Source organism: Lysinibacillus sp. UBA6686 (genome assembly GCF_002455205.1).
Classification (GTDB): domain Bacteria; phylum Bacillota; class Bacilli; order Bacillales_A; family Planococcaceae; genus Lysinibacillus; species Lysinibacillus pakistanensis.
Window position 1 is genome coordinate 67,997 of the sequence record NZ_DKJS01000010.1, and the last position, 26,570, is coordinate 94,566.

The 26,570-nt window shown below is 37.7% G+C and carries 25 protein-coding genes; 10 read left to right on the plus strand and 15 right to left on the minus strand.

Annotated elements, in window-relative coordinates:
* Positions 1-128 precede the first annotated feature (128 nt).
* From B2R82_RS02750 to B2R82_RS02765, 4 genes are read right to left on the minus strand one after another with little or no spacing between them, the layout of a single operon-like run.
* Positions 129-1,115, minus strand: coding sequence for an ABC transporter ATP-binding protein (locus B2R82_RS02750; protein WP_286923402.1), 987 nt, complete (start codon positions 1,113-1,115; stop codon positions 129-131).
* The gene (locus B2R82_RS02755) at positions 1,102-2,121 is read right to left on the minus strand and encodes an ABC transporter ATP-binding protein (RefSeq protein WP_286923403.1); all 1,020 of its coding nucleotides are present in this window, start codon (positions 2,119-2,121) and stop codon (positions 1,102-1,104) included. The genes B2R82_RS02750 and B2R82_RS02755 overlap by 14 nt, the downstream gene beginning before the upstream one ends.
* Before the next feature lie 19 nt (positions 2,122-2,140).
* Positions 2,141-3,007 carry an ABC transporter permease gene (locus B2R82_RS02760; protein ID WP_286923404.1) on the minus strand — a complete coding sequence of 289 codons (867 nt, stop codon included), beginning with the start codon at positions 3,005-3,007 and terminating at the stop codon, positions 2,141-2,143.
* A gap of 2 nt (positions 3,008-3,009) precedes the next feature.
* Positions 3,010-3,972, minus strand: coding sequence for an ABC transporter permease (locus B2R82_RS02765; protein WP_283869258.1), 963 nt, complete (start codon positions 3,970-3,972; stop codon positions 3,010-3,012).
* A gap of 217 nt (positions 3,973-4,189) precedes the next feature.
* Between B2R82_RS02765 and B2R82_RS02770 the strand changes: the two genes are divergently transcribed.
* The 4 genes from B2R82_RS02770 to B2R82_RS02785 all read left to right on the plus strand — a co-directional run bounded on the left by B2R82_RS02770 (position 4,190) and on the right by B2R82_RS02785 (position 8,735).
* The gene (locus B2R82_RS02770) at positions 4,190-5,791 is read left to right on the plus strand and encodes an ABC transporter substrate-binding protein (protein ID WP_286923405.1); all 1,602 of its coding nucleotides are present in this window, start codon (positions 4,190-4,192) and stop codon (positions 5,789-5,791) included.
* Positions 5,792-5,856: 65 nt separating this feature from the next.
* Positions 5,857-6,918, plus strand: coding sequence for an amidohydrolase family protein (locus tag B2R82_RS02775; protein ID WP_286923406.1), 1,062 nt, complete (start codon positions 5,857-5,859; stop codon positions 6,916-6,918).
* Positions 6,915-8,057, plus strand: a complete 1,143-nt coding sequence (locus B2R82_RS02780) for an amidohydrolase (protein ID WP_286923407.1) — start codon at positions 6,915-6,917, stop codon at positions 8,055-8,057. Before B2R82_RS02775 ends, B2R82_RS02780 begins: the two co-directional genes overlap by 4 nt.
* 6 nt (positions 8,058-8,063) lie before the next feature.
* Positions 8,064-8,735 carry an AroM family protein gene (locus B2R82_RS02785; protein ID WP_286923409.1) on the plus strand — a complete coding sequence of 224 codons (672 nt, stop codon included), beginning with the start codon at positions 8,064-8,066 and terminating at the stop codon, positions 8,733-8,735.
* Positions 8,736-8,772: 37 nt separating this feature from the next.
* Here B2R82_RS02785 and B2R82_RS02790 read toward each other — a convergent pair whose 3' ends face one another.
* Positions 8,773-9,090 carry a transposase gene (locus B2R82_RS02790; RefSeq protein WP_283869262.1) on the minus strand — a complete coding sequence of 106 codons (318 nt, stop codon included), beginning with the start codon at positions 9,088-9,090 and terminating at the stop codon, positions 8,773-8,775.
* Positions 9,091-9,228: 138 nt separating this feature from the next.
* Here B2R82_RS02790 and ytzI point away from each other — a divergent pair, with 138 nt between their 5' ends.
* The 4 genes from ytzI (at position 9,229) to B2R82_RS02810 (ending at position 10,971) form a co-directional block, all read left to right on the plus strand.
* Positions 9,229-9,384 (plus strand): YtzI protein, encoded by a 156-nt coding sequence (ytzI, locus tag B2R82_RS02795; protein ID WP_286923410.1) that lies wholly within the window; start codon positions 9,229-9,231, stop codon positions 9,382-9,384.
* A gap of 61 nt (positions 9,385-9,445) precedes the next feature.
* Entirely contained in the window at positions 9,446-9,607 is a 162-nt protein-coding gene (locus B2R82_RS02800; RefSeq protein WP_286923411.1) for a hypothetical protein, read from the plus strand.
* A complete protein-coding gene (gene yidD, locus B2R82_RS02805) occupies positions 9,604-9,837 on the plus strand; it encodes a membrane protein insertion efficiency factor YidD (RefSeq protein WP_054771367.1) in 234 nt (77 codons plus the stop codon). The genes B2R82_RS02800 and yidD overlap by 4 nt, the downstream gene beginning before the upstream one ends.
* 108 nt (positions 9,838-9,945) lie before the next feature.
* Positions 9,946-10,971, plus strand: coding sequence for a metal ABC transporter solute-binding protein, Zn/Mn family (locus tag B2R82_RS02810; RefSeq protein WP_286923412.1), 1,026 nt, complete (start codon positions 9,946-9,948; stop codon positions 10,969-10,971).
* Here the strand turns inward: B2R82_RS02810 and B2R82_RS02815 are convergent.
* The 6 genes from B2R82_RS02815 to B2R82_RS02840 form a co-directional block, all read right to left on the minus strand.
* Positions 10,913-12,145: a transglutaminase domain-containing protein gene (locus B2R82_RS02815; RefSeq protein ID WP_286923413.1), complete on the minus strand. Its 1,233-nt coding sequence runs from the start codon at positions 12,143-12,145 to the stop codon at positions 10,913-10,915. The genes B2R82_RS02810 and B2R82_RS02815 overlap by 59 nt on opposite strands.
* Before the next feature lie 221 nt (positions 12,146-12,366).
* Positions 12,367-13,791, minus strand: coding sequence for an o-succinylbenzoate--CoA ligase (locus B2R82_RS02820; RefSeq protein WP_286923414.1), 1,425 nt, complete (start codon positions 13,789-13,791; stop codon positions 12,367-12,369).
* A 238-nt stretch (positions 13,792-14,029) separates the two neighbouring features.
* The gene (gene menB / locus B2R82_RS02825) at positions 14,030-14,848 is read right to left on the minus strand and encodes a 1,4-dihydroxy-2-naphthoyl-CoA synthase (RefSeq protein WP_054771366.1); all 819 of its coding nucleotides are present in this window, start codon (positions 14,846-14,848) and stop codon (positions 14,030-14,032) included.
* Positions 14,849-15,061: 213 nt separating this feature from the next.
* Positions 15,062-15,871: a 2-succinyl-6-hydroxy-2,4-cyclohexadiene-1-carboxylate synthase gene (gene menH / locus B2R82_RS02830; RefSeq protein ID WP_286923415.1), complete on the minus strand. Its 810-nt coding sequence runs from the start codon at positions 15,869-15,871 to the stop codon at positions 15,062-15,064.
* On the minus strand, positions 15,859-17,583 hold the full coding sequence (gene menD, locus B2R82_RS02835) for a 2-succinyl-5-enolpyruvyl-6-hydroxy-3-cyclohexene-1-carboxylic-acid synthase (RefSeq protein ID WP_286923416.1): 1,725 nt from the start codon (positions 17,581-17,583) through the stop codon (positions 15,859-15,861). The genes menH and menD overlap by 13 nt, the downstream gene beginning before the upstream one ends.
* Positions 17,576-18,961: an isochorismate synthase gene (locus tag B2R82_RS02840; protein ID WP_286923417.1), complete on the minus strand. Its 1,386-nt coding sequence runs from the start codon at positions 18,959-18,961 to the stop codon at positions 17,576-17,578. The genes menD and B2R82_RS02840 overlap by 8 nt, the downstream gene beginning before the upstream one ends.
* Before the next feature lie 408 nt (positions 18,962-19,369).
* On the opposite strand from B2R82_RS02840, the gene B2R82_RS02845 reads away from it, so the two are divergent.
* A complete protein-coding gene (locus B2R82_RS02845) occupies positions 19,370-20,290 on the plus strand; it encodes a 1,4-dihydroxy-2-naphthoate polyprenyltransferase (protein WP_286923418.1) in 921 nt (306 codons plus the stop codon).
* 32 nt (positions 20,291-20,322) lie between these two features.
* Here the strand turns inward: B2R82_RS02845 and B2R82_RS02850 are convergent, their stop codons facing one another.
* The 3 genes from B2R82_RS02850 to B2R82_RS02860 all read right to left on the minus strand — a co-directional run bounded on the left by B2R82_RS02850 (position 20,323) and on the right by B2R82_RS02860 (position 22,585).
* The gene (locus B2R82_RS02850; protein WP_286923419.1) at positions 20,323-21,249 is read right to left on the minus strand and encodes a dipeptidase; all 927 of its coding nucleotides are present in this window, start codon (positions 21,247-21,249) and stop codon (positions 20,323-20,325) included.
* 45 nt (positions 21,250-21,294) lie between these two features.
* Positions 21,295-21,747, minus strand: coding sequence for a TraR/DksA C4-type zinc finger protein (locus B2R82_RS02855; protein WP_286923420.1), 453 nt, complete (start codon positions 21,745-21,747; stop codon positions 21,295-21,297).
* 76 nt (positions 21,748-21,823) lie between these two features.
* Positions 21,824-22,585, minus strand: coding sequence for a MerR family transcriptional regulator (locus tag B2R82_RS02860; RefSeq protein ID WP_286923422.1), 762 nt, complete (start codon positions 22,583-22,585; stop codon positions 21,824-21,826).
* A gap of 145 nt (positions 22,586-22,730) precedes the next feature.
* Here B2R82_RS02860 and B2R82_RS02865 point away from each other — a divergent pair, with 145 nt between their 5' ends.
* Positions 22,731-23,369 carry an NAD(P)H-binding protein gene (locus tag B2R82_RS02865; protein WP_286923423.1) on the plus strand — a complete coding sequence of 213 codons (639 nt, stop codon included), beginning with the start codon at positions 22,731-22,733 and terminating at the stop codon, positions 23,367-23,369.
* A gap of 99 nt (positions 23,370-23,468) precedes the next feature.
* On the opposite strand, the gene B2R82_RS02870 is transcribed toward B2R82_RS02865, so the two are convergent.
* Positions 23,469-26,249, minus strand: a complete 2,781-nt coding sequence (locus B2R82_RS02870; RefSeq protein ID WP_286923424.1) for an S-layer homology domain-containing protein — start codon at positions 26,247-26,249, stop codon at positions 23,469-23,471.
* Positions 26,250-26,570: the final 321 nt, after the last annotated feature.

The window sequence follows — 26,570 nt, forward strand, 5'->3', positions numbered from 1 at the left end:
TCACAACATTTGATAGCACTTCGTGAAATCGTTTGATAGACGTTTTCCCAAGCTTCTAATAAATGAATGCTAATGAGGCTTTTTTTTCATGTTGTATTTTCTTAGGCATACCCTAAGCTACTGCTATCTTAATTAGCATTATATAAATGACAAGAGACCTGATGTGTTGCTGTAACTGTATCTAGAGTAGGCTGAACTTGTGCACATTTTTCTGTCGCGAATCGGCAACGTTTATGAAATGCACAGCCGCTCGGTGGATTGACTGGACTTGGAACGTCTCCAGTTAAAATAATGCGCTCCTTATTATCAAAGGGATTATCCTTTGGAATTGCTGATAATAAAGCCTGTGTATATGGATGTTGAGGATTTCCATATATCTCTTCATACGTGCCAATCTCTACTATTTTCCCTAAGTACATTACAGCAATCCGATCACACATATAATTGACAACATTTAAATCATGTGAAATGAAAATATAGGTTAGCCCAAATTCCTTCTGTAAATCTTTCAATAAATTAATAACCTGTGCTTGTACAGATACATCCAATGCTGAAACTGGCTCATCACAAACAACTATATCTGGATTTAATGCAAGTGCACGAGCAATATTAATGCGCTGCCTTTGTCCACCTGAAAATTCATGTGGATAGCGCTTAGCATGATAGGCACTTAAACCAACTGTCTCCAGCAATTCAATGACACGTTTTTTGCGTGAGGCATCATCTCCAATACGGTGAATGGCAAGTGGCTCAGCAATTAAATATTCAATCGTTTTTCTAGGATCCAATGAGGCATATGGATTTTGAAATACCATTTGTATGGATTTTCGTGCCGAACGAATATCCTTTGTATTTAAATTTGCTAAATTTGTTCCGTTAAACTCAACTATTCCTTCTGTGGGGGTAATTAATTGATTAATAAGACGTGCGACCGTTGATTTACCGCAGCCAGATTCTCCAACAATGCCTAATGTTTCTCCTTTATATAATTCAAAGCTTACACCATCCACCGCTTTTACAAATTGTGTTGTCTTTTTAAAAGGAATAGAACTTTTAATAGGGAAATGCTTTTTCAAATTGCTTACTTTCAAGACCAGCTCTCTATTTTGCTGCATTAAAAATTCCCTCCTTACGCTCTACAATTTGCTCTTTCGATTGCAGATGGCAAGCCACAAAATGGTTTTCTCGTACCTCTTGTAATTCTGGTATTTTACTACGACAAATATCTGTTGCCATTGGACAGCGAGAAGAAAAATGGCAGCCATTGTGTGGCATCGTTAAATCAGGTGGACTACCTGGAATCGCTGGTAGCCTGTTTTGCTCCTGTGTGCCCATCGTAATTTGTGATTCTAGTAATCCCCATGTATAGGGGTGCAAAGATTGCTCATATAATTGCCTAGTTGTAGTAGATTCTACTGTACGTCCTGCATACATCACATTTACCTTGTCACAAAGTTCCCATACAACGCCTAGATCATGAGTAATCATAATAATAGCTGTATCGTGCTCCTGCTGTAGCTTCTTCATTAAATCGAGAATCTGTGCCTGCACAGTTACATCTAGTGCAGTTGTTGGTTCATCTGCTATGAGCAGCTTAGGATTGCATGCTAGTGCAATGGCTATCATAACTCGTTGTCTCATACCACCTGAAAATTCATGAGGATACATTTTTAGGCGTTTTTCAGGCTCTGGAATCCCCACCATTTTTAACATATCAACGGCTTTTTCATTGGCTTCTTTTTTGGATAAACTTTCATGCGCACGAATAACCTCAATAATTTGATTGCCAACTGTAAGAACTGGGTTCAAGCTTGTAATGGGGTCCTGGAAAATCATCGACATTTCATTGCCTCGCACATTGCGCATTTCCTTTTCTGAAATTCCTAGTAACTCGCGCCCATTAAAGTGAATTTTTCCATTAGTAATTTTTCCTGGCGGAGATGGGATTAAACGCATTAATGCTGTAGCTGTAACACTTTTTCCCGATCCTGATTCCCCTACAATTCCAAGTGTTTCTTTTTTATTCAATTGTAGATTTACGCCATTTACAGCTTTCATCGTTGAGCCGCCACTTTTAAATTCAACCGTTAAATTTTCAACATCTAGTAAACGTTCAGTCATGATGCCACCCCCTTCCCTATCAAACTTTCATTTTTGGATCTAATGCGTCACGTAATCCATCACCTAATAGATTAATACCTAGCACTGTTAGTAAAATACAGATTCCAGAGAATGTTGCCATTTGAGGATTCAACACTAGAAAATCCTTACCATCCTTCAGAATACTGCCCCATGAAGCAGTAGGTGGTTGTATACCTAAGCCTAAAAAGCTAAGCGCTGCCTCAGAAATAATGGCCCCAGCCGTACTCATTGTGCCGTAGACAATTAACGGCGCAAGACAGTTTGGTAAAATATGACTAAAAATAATACGTGTATGTGTAGCACCTAATGAATGAGTTACTTCAATAAACTCCTCCTCTTTTACGCTTAACACTTGTCCACGCACCAATCGTGCAAACCCTGGTATATTGGCAATACCAATGGCTACGATAACGTTTACTAATCCTTGACCTAGCACTGTCATTAATGTAATAGCTAATAAAATAAATGGAAAAGCAAACAGACCATCCATTGTCCGCATAATGATAGAATCTAAACGCCCACCAAAATAGCCTGCAACTAATCCAAGTAATGTCCCAAATACTGCCCCAAAGAGTACAGCCGCAACACCAACAACCATTGAAATGCGCGTACCATACACTAAACGACTAAACAAATCTCGACCATAGTTATCTGTACCAAGTAAATGTCCATCTGTATTCATTGGTAAAAATGATTTACCAACAGTCATTTCATTTGGTGGATGGGTCGCAATAAGCGGAGCAAAAATGGCTACAATGGTCATCAGCATTACAATAATTAAGCCAATTGTTGCTAATTTATTTTTTAACAATTTTCGTAATAATGTATTTTGCTTTTTGTTGTCATTTACAATTACTTGTGCCATCGTTACTTTTTCCCCCCATCCGATTCAAGATTTACTTTTGGATTTACGACTTTATATAAAACATCCACGATTAAATTAATAAGGACAAAGATGAAGGCAATAAAAATAACTGTCCCCTGTACAACGACAAAGTCACGCTTATCAATCGCGTCTACAATAAGTCGCCCCATACCCGGCCAACTAAAAATCGTTTCAGTTAATACTGCACCGCCTAGTAAATTTGAGATTTGCATACCTAGTACAGTTAAAATAGGCGTTAATGCATTTTTAAATGCATGTTTACCGATAACTAAATATTCCTTAATACCTTTAGAACGTGCAGTTTTAATATAATCCTGTGAAATAACTTCCAGCATACTCGAACGTGTTATACGAGCAAATGTCGCCATCGGTATAGTAGCTAGTGCAAATGCTGGCAACAGTAAATGTTTGATATATGGCCAAAGTCCATCATCTAAATTTCCCATTCCTGTTGCAGGTAGCCATCCCAGATTAACGCTAAAGAATAACACTAGCATAATTCCTAGCCAAAAGATTGGCATCGAGACACCCACTAAGGATATAAGCATGACTACATAATCTATTATTGTATTTTGCTTTCTTGCTGCTAATATTCCTGCGGGAATCCCAATGACTACTGCAATTAGAAGCGCTGCCAGAGCTAATATCACTGTATTCGGAAATCTTTCTATAATGAGCCCAATGACAGATTCACTATAAGAATATGAATAACCCAGATTAAGCTGCGCTAGGTCTGCTACATAGGAAATAAATTGTGATGGGATCGATTTATTTAACCCTAACTCTTCCCTTAAATTCTCTACATCTTCCACACTTGCTTGAGGACCTAACATAACAGATGCCGGATCACCTGGAATCATTCTCGTAATAATAAATACGATGATTCCAACTACTAGCAGTGTCGGGATAAGGTTTATTAACCTTTTTAAAATAAATGAGCCCATTTTTCAAGACCTCCTTTTCATTATTAGAATCAGTGGTTCATATTGTGAATAACTAAATACTACACCTAGTGATAATTATTTGTAAATATATTTTTTTCTGAATCTTTATAATTTTTTATTTACTTTCTGTTTACAAATGTGCTACTTTTATTTCGAACCTACCATTTTTGAATCAACGGTTCATATTGTGAAACAAAATATAAGGAGGCTAGCATGTATGAAGAAAACAAACGTAAAAAAATCTGTACTACTACTGTTTTTAACTTTAATGATTGGGATTTTAGCAGCGTGTGGTGGTAACTCTGATAAGAAGAATACATCAGAAGAAAAAGAAGGCGAAGCTACATCAGGTGGAACGTTAAATATCGGACTTTCGGCAAATTCTAAAACTTTTGATCCCATTAAATACACTGGGGTTTACGAATCACAGGTAATGCGTCAAATGGGTGATACTTTAGTTGTTTATAACAAGGATTTATCAGATATCATTCCTTCCTTAGCTACGGAATGGAAAGTATCAGACGATATGTTAGTTTATACATTCAAGTTACGTGAGGGAGTAAAGTTCCAAAAAGGGAAATATCAAGACGGTCGTGATATGACTGCGGAGGACGTAAAATATTCGTTAGAGCGCTCCGCAAAAGAATCTGCAATGAATCGTCTAAGTGGCGTAACAGAGGTAAAAGTAATTTCTGATTATGAGGTTGAGATTCATTTAGCATCTCCAAATGCCGCATTACTTGCTATGTTAACAGATGCAGGTAACATCATTATCCCAAAAGAAGAGGTTGAGGGCTGGGGAGACAGTTTCTCTGAGCATTTCATCGGAACAGGTCCATTCCAATTAACTGAATGGAAAAAAGACCAAGAAGTAAAGCTAGTCCGCAATGAAGGTTACTGGGGTGAAAAACCTCATCTTGATAATGTAACAATGAAATTTATTTCTGATCAAAACATGATGACAAATGCATTACGTTCAGGAGATATCGATATCGCAATGGATGTAAAAGGCCAAAATCGTGAAATTATTAACCAAGATAGCAATTTTGAGCTTTTAACAAATCCTGGCTTATCGATTGTTTACCTTGATCTTAATAACAAGGTAGGTCCAACGGCAGATAAACGTGTACGTGAAGCTATCTATATGGCAACAAATGTAGAGGAAATTATCACTGGTGTTAACCAATGGGGTGGTGGCGATGTTTCTTATTTACCTCTGCCTCCAGGTTCATGGGGCTATGATAAAGCTTTAATTGACTTAGTACCAAAATATAATCCTGAGGAAGCTAAAAAGTTATTAGCTGAAGCTGGATATCCAGATGGCTTTAAAACAGAAATTTTTGTATCTGAGGCACGTGTTCCTTACGCAACTATTTTCCAAAGCCAATTAAAGAAAAACTTAAACATTGATGTAGATATCAAGGTTCTTGAGTGGGGAACTTACAGTGATACAGTTGCTAAAGGAAAAGCATCCATGAATATTGGTGGCTGGACATGGTATCCAGATCCATACTTCTTCCTATACCAATTATTCCACACAAATCAAATTGGTGCTTTAGGTAATGGGAAGGGCTATAGCAATCCAGAGGTGGATAAATTATTAGAACGTGCGGTATCGGAAACAGTTGTCCAAGAAGAACGTGCAAAATTATATCAAGAAGCTTTAAAATTAATTTTAGCTGATGTTCCTCGTATTGAATTAGAGGCTACACAAACGGTAGCTGGCGTGAATAAAAAGGTAAAAGGCTTTGAGGTTTCTGCAGATAACTCCGTACAAATTGTACACCCTAACGGGACGAACGTTTCAATTTCAAAATAATTTAACATGAAAAGTGGAGATGATTAGTCTCCGCTTTTCTATTCATAGGAAAGGGAGCGCAGACGATGACTCGTTATATAAATGGTCTTGTTTTCAATTCTGAGACTCGTAGTTTTGAAAATACTGATTTTGAAGTACATGGTCAATATTTCACACAATTAAATACGGCTGAAACGGAAATCGATCTTCACGGTTATTACATTACACCAGGTCTTATCGATAGCTGCTCACAAATTGGGTTAGCTGAAATTGGCATACGCTGGGAGGGCGATGACAGCTTTGAGTTTGAATCACATCTACAATATTCAGTTATTGATGGCATCTATCCCTTTGATACAGCGTTTAAAAATGCCCTTTCACATGGCATAACTGCCTCGCATATTGTCCCCTCTCCTAAAAGCTTGGTTGGTGCAAAAACGGCTATCATACACCATACACCTTCCACTGTTGATGAAATGGTGATTAAAAAAGATTTCGGTTATTCCTTCTCAATCGGTCAAAATGCCAAAAGCACATTTTTTGCAGCGCAGAAAAAACCACTTACACGTATGGGCATTGCCAAAATTATGAGAGAAACACTCCAACAAATTCAAGAACAAGAGCCACTGATTCGCAAAATTTTGGTTCGAGCACATAAAGCTGTTGACATTGAGCTGATTGCTCGCCTTCAACAAGAATTCCCTTTTGAATTTCATATAATTCATGGTACTGAAATTCCACTGCTTGAGGGAGCATCCTTTAATACGGTGATCGCAGGTCCTACCTTCCGTTATATTGAGCATAATGAAATGATGGCACTTTCACCAAAGTTATATTCACAATTAGCTGCACGTGAAATTCCATTTGTCTTTTGTACAGACCACCCGGTAAGCAGCACAACTCATCTAGCATTAGAGGCATGTTTAGCAGTTCGAGAGAAATTACCTCGTCAGGATGCTCTCTATGCATTAACGACAGGTGCAGCAACTTTACTCGGAATAGAGCATCTAACAGGGTCCATTAAAGATGGGCTATTAGCTGATTTTGTTGTTTGGAATAAGCATCCATTAGATTTAGATGCAAAAGTGGTTGCTACTTTTATTAAAGGAAAGAAAGAATATTCATGGGAAGAGGGTATAACAAGATGATCATTTTCCATAATGCAAAATTTGTAGCCGTCAATGAACAGAATGATACTTTCGAACAGCTATGGATAGATGATGGTCGCATTGTGTATACCGGACCAGCCAAAGAAATCCCTGATAATGCTGAAAAAATAGATTTACATGGTGCATTTGTTACTCCAGGTTTAATCGATATTCATGCTCATGTTGGTACATGGGCAGAGGTTACGGAGGATATTAACGATGCCAATGAATATAGTGAACCCTTTACACCCCTAATGCATGCTTTAGATAGTGTGGACATTCGACACTTCTCGTTTCAGCATGCTCTGGAAGGTGGCGTCACGACTGTACAAACAGGTCCAGGCAGTGCCAATGTTATCGGTGGTATTTGGAGCATTTTAAAAACCGCGGGACCAACACTTGCTTCAAGGATACTTGTTGAGCGCAGTGGATTAAAGGGTGCATTAGGTGAAAATCCTAAAAATGTTTTCGGTAATCAGTATAAGCGTAAGCCTATGACGCGTATGGCCATTGCTCAATTGCTGCGTGATGGTTTTCAACGTGCCACTCGCTTAAGTGAAGAAGAAAAATCAAAGCATGTCAAGCATAATTTGGAGCTGCGACCTTTCATCGAGGTGCTACGAGGAGAAATGCCCCTTCGCCTTCACTGTCACCGAGCAGATGATATTATGACAGCTATTCGTATTGCAAAGGAATTTAATGTTCAGCTACATCTAGAACATTGTACAGAGGGACATATGATCGTTGATGCTGTAAAGGCTAGTGGATTTAATGCAACCGTAGGACCTTATATGCTTACACCATCAAAATATGAAACTCGCAATTCAACACCGGCAATCGCAAAAATTTTTAAAGAGCATGCTATTCCATTTGCTATTATGACTGATCATCCATTTGTACCTATTCAATATTTGAAGTATTGTGCGTCTGAAGCTATTCGCTATGGTTTGGATGAAGAAACAGCATTAAAAAGTATCACCATTCATGCGGCTACGCTTGTACAGCTCGATCATCGAATTGGCTCTTTAGAGGTAGGCAAAGATGCAGATTTTGTCGTATGGTCTCATCCCATTTTTGAAACGGAAGCAAAAGTACTACAAACCTATGTCAATGGTAAAAAATATTACGAAGCGGAGTGAAGAAAATTGGCGAAGTCAAAAATCGCAATTGTAACGATTGGACAAGCACCTCGCAAGGATATGGCTCCTGATATTCAACAATTAAAAGATGCAGGTTTACATGTAACAGAATTCGGTGTTCTCGATTTACTGACTTCCTCAGAAATAGCAGCACTAGCTCCTTCTAGAGAGGATTCAGATGTTCTAGTTACTCTTCTTGCTACAGGTAATCAGGTAAAACTTAGTAAAAGGAAGCTGATGCCTTTTATCCAAAAACGGATTTATGAGCTTCAGGAATTTACATGGATTTTACTTATGTGCACAGGTGATTTCACTAACTCTTTAAATGGTAAGAATCTTTTGCTCCCTGATCGTATGATGACCTATTTAGTCAAAGGGATGAATGCTGATTTAACGCTTGGTTTAATCGGGCCAGAGCCTGAGCAGCAAATGACTGTGGCAGAAAAATGGCAGAAGGCTCAATTTAATGTGACCTTCGCTGCCAGCTCCCCTTATCGTTTTAATGAACAGGATTTATTATTAAAGGCTAAAGAATTGCAATTACATGGAGCTGAATTACTTATCCTAGATTGCATGGGCTACTCAACCGCCATGAAAAATACACTAAAAGACAAGCTTACAATCCCTATTGTTGTACCAAGAGAAGCTGTTTTTACTATTTTAAAAGCTATATGTTAAGTAAAGAGGGTCACCTAATTCAAGTGACCCTCTACTTTTATACACGTTTATTAAAGTAAGGAAGCTGTTCCACAAAGGCCTTCGTGTCCTCATCCCCATATTCATGAATAAGCGCATAAATTTTCATTAATCGCAAATCTATTTCATCATTTTCTCGATCTAAGTGATATTGCAAATAAGGTAATTGTGCACGCCAGGCATTGGAAATTTCAAGCAGTTGCATTTGCTGAAAGATTCTTTCAAAAACATCCAATGCTTGTCGATCTATATTAAGCTCAAAATTCCACGGTCCTGCTTGCGGGTTTGTATAATACATTTTATCGGCTAATGAAAAATATACTCGCTGGCGATCCATCTCTATAAAACACTCCTTTTACCATAGTATGGTGGTAAAAGTGCTGTTTTATTCGCTGGAATGTCAAACTTCCTTCACAATTTAAAAGAGTATCTACCTTATAATAGAAAATGATGAATAGGAAATGGAGTGAATGCCATGAGTTTAATTACGCTCTTAGTTGTGGCAGTAATCATTGTAATAATAATAACGGCTGCTACAATTATCAGTGTCAACCGCGCATATGCCTTTAAACATACAATCGATGAAAAGCCGAAACAAAGCTTTCAACAAAATGAGGATAAATTCAATTAGTACATTTTTCTATACAATTCTTTTATACTTAATACTAATAAATGAATTTGGAGTGAACACTATGGGCGTACCATTACCAATAATAATTATGATTGCCATGATGATGCTTATGTTCGGCGTATCAGTCATTGTCCTTTTAAAGAAAAAAGGAAGCTTTTTAACACAAACAATTGATGCTAAGCCTGAGCAAGTCGATGTGCAACAAAAGGATCAGCAACAATGAAATATCCCTTTATATGGCTCATAAAGTTTTATAGAAAATTTATTTCACCAATGACGCCGCCATCCTGCCGCTTTTATCCCACATGCTCCTCATATGGGCTTGAAGCCTTTCAAAAACATGGTGCCATCAAAGGATTTTTTTTAACAATTACACGTATATCAAAATGTCATCCATTTCATCCTGGAGGCTTTGATCCAGTTCCTGAAAAATGGCCTTCGAAAAAAAATTAATTTTCGAGGGTCATTTTTTCTTGTACTTTTTTCAGATGTGCGTTATGATAATAACTGTTCTAAAAAACAAATCGTAATGATTACTATTTGAAAGAGGTATATAATAATATGAAAAAAGCACTTTTATTGTTTTTAGTTACTGTTCTTGCTTTATTCACTGCTGCCTGTGGGGATAAATCATCAACAACATCCCCCAAACAATCAGAGGGTAAAGAGAAAATGACTATTTATACAACGGTTTATCCTTTAAGTTATTTTACTAAACGAATTGGTGGCGATTTTGTTGAGGTATCCTCTATCTATCCGGCTGGTGCCAATGAGCACACATTTGAGCCAACTCAAAAAGATATGATGAAGCTAGCAGATGCCGATCTATTTTTCTATGTTGGTTTAGGATTAGAAGGCTTTGTAGAAAATGCAAAAAAAACGCTTGCTAAAGAAGACGTAACTATGATTGCAACTGCCGATCATGTTTCAGATGAAAAATTAGCGATTAGCACTGGTCACACACATGCTGATGAAGAAGATCATGATCATGCAGCAACGGAAGAAGAGCACAGTCATTCTGAGGATGAACATGGACATGACGATCATGATCATGGGAATGTAGATCCTCATGTTTGGCTATCCCCTATTATCAGTCAGGATTTAGCCCTTTCCATTAAAGATACTTTAATTGAAAAAATGCCAGAACAAGAAGCTACATTTACAGCAAATTATGAAGCATTAGTGAAGGAACTACAGGAATTAGATCAATCCTTTAAAGCGATGGCTGATAAGGCACCAGAAAAGACTTTCTTCGTATCCCACGCTGCCTTTGGCTATATTGCTGGTCAATATGGCTTAACACAAATGCCAATCGCCGGTTTGAATTCACAAAATGAACCATCTCAAAAAGAGCTTACAGCGATTGTCGATAAAGCAAATGATCTACACATTCATTACATTTTATTTGAGCAAAACGTTTCCTCTAAATTAGCTGAGGTTATCCAAAAAGAAGTGGGTGCAAAATCCCTTGTCTTGCATAATCTAAGTGTTTTAACAGCAGATGATGTTAAAAATAAAGAAACTTACTTTACACTGATGAATAAAAATATACAAACATTAAAAACAGCTCTAAGTACAGAAAAATAAATGAGGAAGGAGGTGCCCCTAAAATCTTATGGGACACCTCCTTTAGTATGACGTATTTTTCTTGTGGCATTCGTTTTTCTATTCTATCAATGCTCGTTAGCCAGCTCTTTGTTGTGTTAACAGCTTCATAGGTTTTCTTTTGCCAATTCTTCATCTGCAAGATACTGTCTTCAATAATAATGGATAGCCCTACGTCTTGAAGAAGTACCTGAACTGTTTCCTCAATTTCCTTGGTCATTTTTAATTTTGTAGGCTTTACTAGCAAGCTCTTTAAATGATTTTGATTATTATCGATTACAATTTTCCCCTTATTAAGAGAGAAGTCATTATTTCGTATTTGTCTTGGTAGTTCCTCCACCTTACTGGTGCGTTGCAAATCAACATAAGCTTCACTTTTAGCTGCTGGAAAACTAGCATAATCCCACGAGTGATCCTGTGCTAGTTGGCGATCAGAAACTAAAAAATATTGGTAACGCACCTCGCCTTTACGATCGGGCAATGGATCATCCCATGTCACATCAATATGATACCAATCATTTTCAAGCTTCACTAAAACCCAGGCATGTAGCTGTTCACCAACATTACCTGGTACGTATTGCACCTCAAAGTCTAACATCTCTAACATACGATAAAGTACAAGTGCATACGCCTGACATACTCCCTTATTTTCCGTTAATAATGTATAGGGAGAATATTGACTTCCGGTTGTTTCCTTTGAATACTCGGCCGATAAAACAATAAAATCATGTGCAGCCTGTAACTTCTGCAATTCAGTTAATCCATACATAGGCGCAATAATATTTTTCAAAGTCTGTTCAACAAACGCTTCTTCTGTGGGTGTAATATGATACGTAAACTCAAAGCTAATGACAATATTATTGGCATAGCCATCATACTTCCATTTAAAACTAGAAATATTGGCATATAGATATGGATCTTTGATTGCTTGTTTGATAAGATCAGATAGTTCATCTTTAATGTTTGATGTGTCACCACTATATCGAATATCAAAATTAGTAGATAACTGCATGACTTCGTATTGAATAAGATTTTGTAGTGTCTCTATTGAATTAGCTGTTGCCATTTTTTTATGTTCATAGTTTGCGAATACTTGCACATGACTCATTTGTAGAACAAATACTATAATGACAGCATTATATATATATTTTCTCATATGAGCCATTCTCCTTTACTAAATAGTTTATGCCTAACATTCCTTATTATGTTAATAAATAATTAATTTAATTCTTAAAGCATATAAATAAAATGGATTTTTACTACAAATAAAAGAGGCCTACACAAATGGGAGGCATTGAAACTAAAAAAAGTCGATTTGCAGCACATTTTTTGTGGCAAATCGACTTTTTCAGTTCAAGCGGAAGGCTTCTTTTTAGGTTATTGCTTTAACTTTCTGCGTAGTAGTTTATTCGCACCATTACGAGGAAGTTTTTCTGTAATGATAATTTTTTTTGGTATTTTATATCTAGCAAGGAATTTTTGACAAAATGCTAATAATTGATCGATCTGTATTTGCTCTTTTAAAACAACAAAGGCAATTGGAACCTGTCCCCACTCCTCATCATCAATGCCACAGACGCCCGCTTCCTTCACCGCAGGATGTGTAAGAAGTATATTTTCAATTTCAGCAGGATAAATATTTTCACCACCAGAGATAATTAAATCTGCCCGACGATCAATGACAAATAAATACCCCTCATCATCTAAATAACCAATATCTCCTGTATATAGCCAGCCATCAACAGTTGCACTTTTTTGTGCAAAACGGCCAATATAGCCTGGGGTAACATGTGGGCCACGTATGCAAATTTCGCCTTCACCAAATAAATTCGGCTCAGCAATTCGAATTTGATTAAAAAATAAAGGCTTTCCTGCTGAACCTATTTTAAACATCGCATCCTCGCTTGCTAAGGTTGCTGTCTGTGACGAGGTTTCTGTCATGCCATACGTTTGAGCTACTGCCAAATGTAATGCGTTGGCTCTCTTTAAATAATCAACTGGTACAGGTCCCCCCCCTGCTAACATCAGTTTAAATCGTGATGAGGCTTGCGCATTTCGCTGCTCAAGTGTATGTAGAATTCTTTCTAAGGTTACAGCGACCACTGACATATGTGTGACATCGCCATCGATAATATTTTGTGAAATAGCCTCTACATCAAAATAATCATATAAATGAACTTTATTGCCATATAAAAGTGAGCGCACTAAAATAGAAAAACCACTAATATGGAATAAGGGTACAGCACATAGCCAAGTATCATCAGCTTGCAAACCTATATTAAGGACAGAAGATGTTGCACTTGCTTGATGATTGCCAACCGTTTGACGAACCCCCTTTGGAAAGCCTGTCGTACCGGAAGTATACATAATAGAAGTTGTTTGATGTAAGGACCATTCTTTTGAAATCTCAATAGAGGCTTCATTCCCTTTTTCGATAGCAGAAAATAAAAGGTGAGGTGCATGTGAAGGTAGTTTTTCAATATCTTCGTCTGCAATTAATATAACCACTGCCTCGGAATCCTCTAGCTGATAGGCTATTTCAGCCTGAGATAGCCTACGATTTAGCATGACCATTTCACACTGTAAATGCATACATGCATAGATCATAATAACAAGTTCCGGCTTGCTTGGTCCCATTATCGCAATACGGTCTCCTTGCTTGATACCAAGGGCTGTAAGTTGTCTGGCACGCTGAATGGATAATTCATTTAATTGTTGAAATGTCCATGTTTGTTCTTTATAGGTTAAAGCGTTTCGCAATGGTGTTAAATTTGCTCGCTGTAAAATCCAATTTGGAAACATCTTGTTGTCCCTCCTATCACTCTTTATCTTACCGCTTTCTAGCATCATCCGTCTATTTGAACGGGTCCATTCATTCTATCCGTCAATTTTTGTCGCCAATCCCTCAATTAGAGCGACCAAACAACCAATTTGTCCATTCTATCCTTCAATTAGCTGAGTCTATCCGTCACTTCATCCATTCTACAAAGAAAAAGCTCGTATCTTTAATTAGATACGAGCTGTTCAATCCTTCATTTAATCAAGGGAATCTTGGGAATTGACCGAAGTCTGGTTGGCGCTTCTCTTTAAATGCGTCACGACCTTCTTTTGCTTCATCCGTTGTGTAATAAAGAAGCGTAGCATCACCAGCCATTTGTTGAAGACCTGCTAAACCGTCTGTATCTGCATTCATAGCTGCTTTTAGGAAGCGTAGAGCAGTCGGTGACATTTGTAGCATTTCTTCACACCATTGTACAGTTTCGTCCTCTAATTGCTCATAAGGAACAACTGTGTTTACTAATCCCATATCAAGTGCTTGCTGTGCATCATATTGACGACATAAATACCAAATTTCACGTGCCTTTTTATGACCAATAATACGTGCAAGATAGCCTGAGCCATAACCAGCATCAAAGGAACCAACTTTTGGTCCAGTTTGTCCAAAACGTGCATTGTCAGCAGCAATTGTTAAGTCACAGACAACATGTAATACATGCCCTCCACCGATTGCATAGCCTGCAACCATTGCCACTACAGGTTTTGGAATTACACGGATTAAACGTTGTAAGTCAAGAACGTTTAGACGTGGGATTTCATCTTCTCCAACATAGCCGCCATGACCGCGAACTTTTTGATCTCCACCTGAGCAGAAAGCATGTTCACCTTCACCAGTTAAAATGATCACTCCAACATTTTTGTCATCACGTGCACGTGAAAAAGCATCAATCATTTCCATTACCGTTTTTGGTCGAAATGCATTGCGTACTTCTGGACGGTTAATCGTAACTTTTGCGATACCGTTATAAAATTCATACTTAATGTCTTCATAAGTATGTAAAGTAGTCCATTGACGTGTCATTGAATTGCCTCCTAATCAATATAATCCTCGTTTATTATCAAGGCACTAACGTAAATTTATCTTCATTAACCCACCCACCTCTACAGATGGTGAGAGGAATGCGATTTTGGTAAGTGTCCAAACACCTACTGAATAAAGATAGACCCCAGGCGGATATCACGGCTTTTAAATTGTGCAGGCACAATTCAAAAACCAAACGCCATGGCGAAATGATTACGTTAAATACTCCTCTATTATTGTAGCAAACTCAGCGGGATTTTCCACATGAATTGCATGTCCAGCGTTATTTACTGTCGTATGCTTAACATTTTTTAATAACGCTTTCATTTCTTGTGCAATTTTACAAAACTTCTCATCTAGAGTACCCGTTATTAAAAGGACAGGAAACTCAAGTTGTGCTAATGACATCCAATTTGATGGCTGATTACCTGTTCCTATACCTCGTAAGCTTCCAGCCAAGCCCTCCACCTTCTGAGAAAGGCGTTCTGTCCTAATCATTTGTCTTACATTGTCTGGTAAAGATTTTTGGGATTCAAACAAAGGGATGTTCTCCCATGCATTGACGAATGATTGTAATCCATTGTGAATTATTTTTTCAGCTAGTTCGTTATCTCTCACACAGCGTTCAGAACGCTCTTGTGAAGTTCGTAAGCCTGGAGAAGCGCTTTCTAAGATAAGCCTTTTGATTCGCTCAGGGTAGGCGATTGCATAAGATAATGCGATTCTCCCTCCCATTGAATAGCCTAACAGTGTAAATTGCTCTAGCTGTAGCTGGCTAATTACTTCCTCTAAATCTTGAATTTGCTCATCCATGGAGAAACGACTGATTTCCTTTGGTACTGCTGTTTGACCATGTCCAATACAATCAATCGCTATCACTCGTATATGCGGCAGAGCTTTCGCCAAATTTCGCCATGTAGCCGTACTACCTGTAAAACCATGTAGGGCGACGAGCGTTTGCTGTGCTCTCTCGTTCCAGATTTCAACATATGTTTCAAGCCCTCGAATCATTAGCTTTGCCATGCTTTTAACCCCGCATTAATGCGATTCCAAAGTGCCCGATGGGCATAAACATTTTCTTCTCTATCTGTGAAAATTTCAAGTAAGCGCAATGGACGTGTTTTTACTGTTGTAAACTTCTCAGAAAGCTCCGAAATATCTTCTACATGGATATAGTCCATATCATACATCTGAGCAATATCATTGAATTCAAGGGCAGTTGGTGTACCAAATAAATCTTCATAATGTGCTTCTACAGTGGATTGTGGTAAATAAGAGAAAATACCACCGCCATCATTGTTCATTACGATAATGGTTAGATTACATTCTTGGTACCTTGATGCAATAAGACCATTGATATCATGTAAAAAGGCTAAATCACCAATAAGTAGATAGGTTTCACGGTTATTCCCCTGACTAAATCCCATTGCTGTTGACACGACACCATCAATACCATTTGTTCCACGATTTGCAATGATACGAATGTCTTTTGGTGTTGCCATTAAAAACGTATCAATATCACGCACAGGCATACTACTGCTCACAAAAATATCACTACCATTTGGAATAAACCTTAATAATCGGCTTACCATTGCTCCCTCATCGACAGCAGCTTCGGAATAGTGCTCAATATATTCAAGCGCTATATCATTGGCATCCTGCCATTCAGCTAAATATTGTGCATCTAGTGCTGTATCAGAGATGTCTAAATTCGTCAGCCATTCTCCTAACTCTGCATGAATAAAATGAGTAGATACACCAGTAGCGTCCCGGAACATCGGATCTTCATCAACAACAATATAAGCGTTTGGCTTGGAATTTGTAATAAACTGCATGATAAATTTAGAAACAGGCTGTGCACCGAAGCGAAGCACTGTATCAGGTTTTACAAGCGCTTTAAACTCATCACTCTTCATAATAGCATCATAAGTTGTAATAATATAAGGTAAACAATCCTCTGGTACTGAAGCACGCATATTTGATAGACTCTCGACGATAACTGGCCATTTTAACTGACGAACAAAATCCCACATAATTGTTAAATCCGTACCGAGTGGCAGCTCCCCAATAATAACAAAGCCTCGTTCGGAGGCTCGTAAAATCGAAGATAATTCCTGCTGAGCTATCTTTGAAGGCATTAATTGAGCCATCCTACTTTGTTTAAATGCTGTTTCTGGTAACTCATCTCGAAAATCAATTAATAACGGCTCCCTGAATGGGACATTAATATGCACTGGTCCAAATGGTGCACTTGTGGCAATGGCTACTGCTCGTGCAATATGGCGCTCGATAAACGGTAATGTTGGTGCAGCATTATCTGCTAATGGGAAATCTACACTCCATTTGACATGTGAACCATATAAATTTGGCTGATTTATCGCTTGCGGTGCCCCAACCTCTCGTAATTCATGTGGACGATCTGCCGTAATAACAATTAGTGGTACACGGGCATAACTCGCTTCCACAATGGCCGGAAAATAGTTTGCCGCAGCTGTTCCAGATGTACATAATAGTACTACAGGCTTTGTTGTAGCCTTTGCAATTCCCAATGCGAAAAAGGCAGCAGATCGTTCATCTACCTGGCGATACATATGAAGCTGTTTTGTTGAAGCAAAGGCATAAGCCAAAGGTGTTGAGCGAGAACCTGGACTAACTACAACATTCTCTACACCAGCTTGTACAAGAGCTGCCACCATTTGATAAACGTATTCTGTTAAAATCTCCCTTTCATTCATTTACATGTCCTCCTAACGCACGTAGCATTGGACGGAATTTCACTAATGTTTCCTCATATTCAGATTGTGGCTCTGAATCTGCAACTATTCCGCCACCAGCATATAAGTAAGCTTTATCTTTCAGTAAAGCAGCCGAACGTATGGCTACTGCAAATTCCCCGTTGCCTTCCGAATCTACCCAACCAATCGGTCCAGCATAAAGGCCTCGATTCATAGGCTCATACTTACGTATCGCTGCCATCGCCTCAGTTCTGGGAACACCGCCTAGAGCAGGGGTAGGATGTAAGGACTTTGTCAGCTGTAAAATCGTAGCCTCACTATTTAACTGCCCTTCAACGGGTGTGTATAGATGTTGTATATCTCTTATTTTTAAGAGGCGAGGGCGATCAGGTATCCTCATATCGACACAATTTCTACGGAATGTGTCCGCAATCATGTCAACCACATATTGATGCTCGCCCCCATTTTTTGGGTCATTTAATAGGCTTTGACCATAAGCTTCATCTTCTTCTGCTGTCTTTCCCCGTTTGATGGAGCCTGCAATACAAGATGAAAAGGCACGTCCATTTTCTACCTTTACTAGTCGTTCAGGTGACGCACCAAAAAACAATAGATCCTGACGCTCTAAACCAAATAAATAACTCTCAGGTTGTTCATGAATAATCTGTGACAGTACTTGAGGTGAAGAAACTTGCTCTTTGAATTGCAATGCAAGGGAACGTGCGATCACCACTTTATCTGCCTTTTTTTGTTTAATCAGTGCTGTCACTTGGTCAATGGATGCAAGATACGGATCCTTATAAGGCTCGTAATAACTTGTAATTTCAGGCTTTGAATACGTTTTCACTTCTTTTACCTGAGCAGCATGAATTAGGTGATCTCTCTCTTTACGTAACGCTTCAAATTGTTCCTCAGCCTGCTCTTTCTTTGTAATAAGATGAATGCTGACATAGGCTTTGTCATCTCGAATAACAAGCTGATATGTGGCAAGTGCAAAATAAGCCTCTGGAAAGTTGGTCCATTCTCCATCTACATTATTTTGCGGATCAAATGTAAAGCCACCAAACAAAATTGGCTGTAGCTCGCCCTTCCCCTTCATACAGTTCTTTGTTAAGTTCTTCCATTCTGCTTCTACAGCATCATAGCGATCATTTTTGGCGTTATTCTGAATCGTATAGGCATGTCCTAGCCCTACTAATGTCATTGTTTTTTCTCTATTTTGCCAATAAAATCGTTCACCTTTATAATTACCCTCGCCTGCTGCAAAAAATGCTAGCGCAGATAAGCGACTAACTTCAATTGTTTCCATATAAAAATGAAGGCTTTGGCCCAAAGAGTCCACTTCTACTTCTGTGGCTTGGTACCACTTCTGTTGCATGAAAATTACCTCCGTTGTTGCAATGTACATCAACAATCATGTTTGGCATTGTAACTGTTTCTCTATCTTTTCAGAGACAATGTGTGTAATGTTTGATTGTGCTTGGTTTTGCAATGTTGGTCAAAGTCCATCATTTCTTCTAACCCTCTTTTTTTGCACACAAAAACATTCATGACGTCTACCAGCCTTTACTTGATTCGTTTAAAAATTCGTCGTACTATGTAAGACGATTCTTTTTTTCGTACGATTGCTATAAAATACATATATTATCTCCAGCTCATAAATGCATGTTCTATTGTATCACTTTTTTTCAGTAAACAGTATGTAATAAGCTGTGAACCTACCCATTTTCTCATTCTTCGTTTAAAATAAGAAGAGTCGACAACATTTGAAGGAGAGAAAGACCTTATGACCAAAGTCATTGAAGCTGATAGGGGTTTTAAAGTTTGGTGGCATTTAACACGTCCACATACTTTAACCGCTTCGTTCGTTCCAGTATTTTTAGGAACAGCAATTGCACTAGCGATTGAAAAACAAACAATTGATTTTGGACTATTTTTTGCTATGCTCATTGCAAGTATGCTTATACAAGCAGCAACAAATATGTTCAATGAATATTACGATTACAAGCTAGGATTAGATAATGAGCATTCCGTTGGTATTGGTGGAACCATTGTTCGTCATGGGGTTCAGCCAAAAACAATCATGACCATCGCATTAAGCTTTTATGCAATCGCAATGCTACTTGGCATTTACATATGTGCCTCTACCTCTTGGTGGCTAGCTGCTGTTGGCCTCGTTTGTATGCTTATTGGATTTTTATATACAGGAGGTCCATATCCTATTGCCTATTCACCTTTTGGAGAAATTGTTTCAGGTGCCGTAATGGGAATGGGAATTGTTTTAATCGCCTTTTATATTCAAACGCTTACAGTGACATTTGATGCTGTTTTGCTATCTGTACCGAGTATGATCTTAGTTGGTGCTATCATGCTATCCAACAATATCCGTGATATAGTAGGCGATACAGAGGGAGGTCGAAAAACACTTGCTATTTTAGTAGGCCGAGATCGGGCAATTTCTGTACTATCTGGCTTTTTTATTATCTCATTCCTATGGGTAATCGCTCTTGTAGCCATTGACGGTATTACGTTTTGGGCTTTACTTATTTTCTTATGTGTACCAAAGCCTCTTCGTGCGATTCAAATTTTCCGCGATAAAAAAGAAGCAAAGGAAGTAATGCCTGCCATGAAATTTACAGCCCAAACCAATACATTCTTTGGCTTCCTCTTAGGAATCGGTTTATTAATTCATTATTTCTTTTATTAGCATTAACTGCTGAAAAAAGAAAATGCAGCACCTTAACGGGTTGCTGCATTTTTTACATAGCGTCGAAAATTCTGGCTTGCAATACCACGAACTTCCTCTATTGAAAAATATTCACCTAAAGCCTCTAGTAAATTTTGTGCCTCTCCAGCATGTGCTAATCCATTTATCGTAGCATCTATCCCATCAAAGTCAGAACCTAGTCCAAGATGGTCTATTCCTACTATATTGGCTAGATGTTTGACATGCGCTACTAAATCATCCATTGTAGCATTTTCACCGATAAATGAAGGAAAGTAGACTAAATGAATATGTCCGCCATGCTCTACTAATGCCTTTACTTGAGCATCCGTTAAATTTCGTGGATGGTCACAAAGGGCACGTGCATTACTATGACTAGCGATGATATGCTTCGCTAATGGCAGCACATCCCAAAAGCTTTGTTCATTTAAATGAGAGACATCGATAATAATATCTCGCTCATTTAGCAAGTTTATAACCTCTTTACCAAATGGTTTTAATCCAAGGCTTGCATCCTGTTCAGCACCGTGTGCTACTGCATTTTCTTCATTCCATGTTAGGCCAACAAGCTTTACCCCTGCATCTAATACTAGAGAAAGCTTTGTTAAATCCTCACCAATTGGACTACAGCCCTCTAAGCTTAGAATAGCGCCAATTTCATGTGGAGCTAAAGTGTCCAATTGTGACCAATCCGTAATATGCACCATGCCCTCCGTTTTCAATACATGCGTATGAAAGGCTTCAATTTGACGCACCACTTCTAAAAACTGCTCGTTTTGAGGAACTTTAGGATTAATAAAAATAGCAAAAACTTGTGCCTTTACTTGCCCTAATTGTAATCTTCCCCGATTTGTAGCCAACTGTACATCATCTTCAAATTTTACATTTTCTAACGTAGTTAATTTCCATAATGCATCACAATGTAAATCAATTATATCCATATTATCACCCCATACAGCTATTATACTGCTTTAGGGTTGAAATACTTACAAACTTTTATCTTGTGGTGTATCAGAAGAGCCAAATTCCTCAAGCTCTAGGAAATCATCCGATTTTGAATTAGCAGACAACATGTCTTCTTCTACTGGTCTTAAACCGTCAGCTTTTTGTTCCGCATGTTCAACACATGTTACTGCTTTCGGCATTGCCTCTAAGCGACCAATCGGAATCTCTTCCCCACATACAGCGCATTTACCATATGTTCCTTCCTCCATCGCTTGAAGTGCCCGCTTTATTTCCTCTGCAACGTCACCCCGGTGCTCATCAATTGCCATTTCCGTTAGCTGATCCGTTAAATCACTCGCATTGTCAGCTGGATGATTATCATAATTAGAGAGCTCTGTGGCCTGTGGTCGCTCCGATTCATCAAGCCGCTTTTCTATCTCCTGTAATTCCTGCTCTAATTGCTTTTTTAATTTTTCCATTACTTGTGGGTTCAAAAGAATCTCCTCCTCATACCCTCATTTTTTCCTAAATTACTATTTCTAAAACATACAAGTATGAGGAGGCTTTAACTTATCTTTTTGTATAATGAATAATGGCATCGTGTAAAAATTGTGCGGCTCCTCCAGTAATGCGTTCATCATAATAGGCTGTAAAGCGTTCATCCGCCGTATACATTTGAGCAATTCCCGCATGAGCCTCTTTGGAATATTGTGACCATGAAAAGCATAACCACCGCTTATGAAGCTCTGCTACCTCCATTGCCACATCATTATTTGTATCTCCGATTTCCATCGCTTCTTTTAAACGATCAAAAAGCTGCTGTTCTAGTTGCTGCATTGCCTGATACTGCTCCTCTGTCATATTCATTAGCTTTGCATTTGAAGCGTCCACTTGATCATCCCCATATTTTGCACGAATCTCTTGACCGTATTGCTTTTCATTCTTTTCAACTAACTTTTCTTTAAATCCAATAAATTTCTCCTCATTTGTCATTGGTCTTTCCTCCTCAATTGATTGTATAGTTCTCTCCACTGTTTGTAATATTTGTTCAAGCTGCTCCCTCCGCTTAAGTAAAGCGGCACGATGCGTTTCAAGTGCCTCTTTTGGCTGAAAATCAGATGCTTGAATAATTTGTTGGATTGTAGCCAACTTCATATCTAAAGCTCTATAAAATAAAATCTGCTGTAGCATATCAACCTCAAACTGCCCATAAAATCGATAGCCTGCATCATTCGTTCGCCCTGGTTTCAATAATCCAATTTCATCATAATAACGAAGCGTTCTAGTACTCACGCCTGACATTTGCGCAAGCTCTTGAATTGTATATTCCATTTTCTCACCTCCCTTTAATGTTACTGTAAACCTTTACGTAGCGTTAAGGTCAATAGATATTTTTAAAATATCCATTGGAAGTTATTTGAAACCAATGTAAGTCTAAAACGTAAACATACTATTAGACTTAGTTGGAGGTTACAAAATGGGGAATTATCACAAAATAGCAATCATTGGTGGAACGGGGAGAGTGGGAAAACATTTAGCAATGGAAGCTATACAGCAAGGATATTACGTTCGGATGCTTGCGAGAAATCCTGAAAAAATATCGTATAAAAATGAAAAGATGGACATTCTGAAAGGTCAGATACAGGATATAAATACTATTCGAGAGCTGTTAAAAGACTGTAATATTGTCATAAATACATTTGGGCAGCCAGCGAAAGATGATCCAATCTATAGCAAAGTCACTACAACTATTCTTGATGTGATGCAGGATTTGAACATTAACCGCTATATAGGTGTATCGGGTGGTTCTTTAACAATTGATGGAGACAAAAAAAGCCTGTTGAATCGTGTTGGAGCGAAGTTATTTGAAGTTCTCTTTCCTAAGATGATGGAAGATAAAAAATTGGAGTGGACAATTTTATCTAACAATAAAAATATTAAATGGACACTTTTTAGATTACCCTTTGTAAAAGATAGTTTAACATCTAAGTCTATAAAAGTAGGCCAAACAGATATGCCTGGCACAAATATTACAAATCAGGATATAGCCGCCTTTATTATTAAACATCTAGACGATCCTCAGTTTATACATAAATCTCCGTTTATCTCACATTAATAAATATCACAAGATTTTCATAAAAAATGCAGTAGATAAAATTGATATCTACTGCATTTTAGTATTCAACTTTAGGTAGACTTGCTGGGGAAAAACAAATTATCTTTGTACTATAATTGACTGCGAAGTGAAATCCAACTTATTCCCACTATAATCTGTAAGCGTATTTCTAGGTGAAGCTAGAATTGTCACATTTCTACCGTATTCAAACCCACTTTGAGGTATTGTAATTAGGACTCTGTTATCTTGTGTATAAGTAGTTGTAGCTGCTACTGAATTACCATTTACAAGAATATCAAAATCCATAGTACCACCATTCTTGACTGGCTCACTGAAAATAAGCTCTAATGTTTGTGAATTGTTAACATTAATAGTTTGAATCTTTGGTGCAATATTTTCATTAAGAGTAATTAATGTACGCACCTCATCGAATGACTCCATAGAGTTCGCAGCTCTTAAGCCTTTAATTGTTATATTTCGAGCTCCAGTAAAATAATTGGAATCCTTTTTCAACGTGAGCTTAATACGATTTAAATTGGAGCCCTCTACAATTGCACTTTCAATCAGCGCATTATCAATGCTATAATTTTGAATGTTTTGAGCAAGTGCTGCATCAACAGGATAATTGAAATTTAGATACACAATATTATTATCTCTAATTGAATTATCTGTTGCAGATGTTTGAATCCCATTATTCGGCAATAATAAAAGTTTATTGTTATTAATATTCAAATCACCATTACGCGAAAATTTAACATTTTGTACTTCATTGATAGGTACACCATATAAATTTGTTACGTTAAATAAAGTCAATTTACCATCATAAAGAGCTCCCTTTGCATCATAAGGGCCAAGTAATCCTGCTATCTTAACACGTAGTTTTGTAGGTTGATCTTTTACTATATGAATATCACTTTGAGGTCCTCTTGAAAGTTCATATAAAATATGGTTATTCATATAGCTTCCAGTAAATGCTGCTTTTGCATAAGCTCCTAACTGTACAGGCTTATCAAAAGTTAATTGTAAATATTCTACATTATCTTCATAAACAATTTCAGAATTGGTTAAAGCAGGTGCTTTATCATCTCTGATAAAATTATACACTGTTGAGAAAGTTGCTGTTTCACCTGATAAATCAGTAATAACGCGACCGGTAGCCGTCCCAATAGTAGTAATTCCCTGAAGTATATTCCTTGGATCTACCGTTACATTGACTAAACGACCATTTTTAGGATCTTTCTCAACCTTATTGATGGTGAATGAAGTCTGTCCACTTTTAATGGATAAATCATATACATTAAGTGGTTGAATCTCCTCTGAAAACAATAACTGGAATGTATTTGGACCCGTTTGTGTGACAGTGGATAGCGCTGGCGGAATACCATCTCTATCCCCTTTTTTCACTGAGATAGTAGCTGGATTTGGTGAAATGATATTTCCTGCTAAATCTGTTGCTGCTACAAATGTAATCTGCATAGCTGCACCAGGTGCCAAATAACCACCATTCACTGTTGCAGCTGATAAATCAAAGGTTGCTTCAGTAGCGTTTTGCTCAATGCTTCCCACTACATTCATCACCCTTGTTCCATTTGGTAACGTGAATTGAATGCGTTCATTTGGAAATGCAGCCATTGGCTCAGAAAACTGCACTTTTACGATTGAAGAGTTGTTTCCTTGCGTAGTTCCCAAAATAGTAGGGGGTTGTGTATCCCCAGCAGTAACAAAATTCGCATCTACTTGTTTAAGTAGTAGACCTTTTTCTGATTTAATGTTGTTAAGTACATAACGATGTGTGCCTTTTAATGGCTCATTGACTGTAAAGATGATTGATTTTTTATCAGCACTTATTTCTGCTTTCACAATGGATAATGATCTTAATGTATCCACATTAGAGAAAGCTGCAATATTATCCTGTAGTTTACCATCCGTTTTTAATACAGAAAGTGGGTCAATTGCTAGGTTAAAAGCAACTTTAATTTGAGAGCCATTAATTCCCTCCACTGATATTACCTTTAGTTCATTGACTTCATATGTAACAACAGCTGAATAGGATTTATCACTAATTTTAAAATCCACCTTTGTTTCCACATTTTCAATAAGTGGCGTTGCTAATGTTACCTTATAGCTTGTCCCGTCTGTTAGCGTTACCTGTAGTGTAGTCGCATCTACTACTTTCACTGTTTGGATAAGTAATGGCACCTCAGGAACTTTTATCATCTCTTTAATATTGGTCATAGTACGATGTAAAAAGGATGCAAATTGACCACGTGTTAGTGTGCTTTTAGGATTAAATGTTTTAACATTAGTAATCTTTGCATACTCAAGGGCAATAATAGCTTCACGATTCTCTACTGCTGCATTTTTTAAGTCCGTAATAGAGGATTTATGGTTTTCTTCTTTATACTTTGCAATTAAATCAATATCATAAACTGTCTCAATCGCTTTTACCAAATAAGAGGCCATTTGTTCACGTGTAATATTCGCTGAAGGCATTAACTTGTTGTTAGTACCTTTGGTTATGCCATTATCATAGATAAGCGCTGCATATTGCAGTAATTCTTTATCTTTTGTAGTTGCTGGCTGCATATCCGTAAAGCGTACTTTTTTATTGTAATCTGCAGGAACTTGGTAGTGCTCTGATACTAGCCATTTTCCTAAAAATTTAATAACATTGCTTTGCGTAAGGGTAGAATTTGGTCTAAATGTGCCATCAGTATATCCACCAACTATCTTTGCATCTGCTAATGCCAAAATCCCCTCTTTATGGTCACTCTTTGCAATATCTGTAAAGGAGGCTGCACTTGCAGTAGGAACAACAGCTGCTGCAACCAATGCTGTAGATGCCGCGCTCACAATCCATTTATTTTGCTTTTTCTTCATATTTATAACCTCCTACTAATTCTATTCAACCTCTATTATAAAAGAAAGCTAGAGTTATTCCAAAGGATATACCAATATTATCAGATTTACCATGGAATATTTGTCTAAATGACAGTAAATAATTCGGCTACGAGTGTATTTGTAGCTTATTCAGAACCAATGATTAAAAATTAACGATATGAAAGATTATATCGAAGGATGTATAAGGATTTTTTATGCTCTTAACATATCAAGCAAAATCAAACGAAAAAATCATAAAAAAGCAGTAGATGTAAGTTAACATCTACTGCTTTATCTCGTATGACCCGTACGGGATTCGAA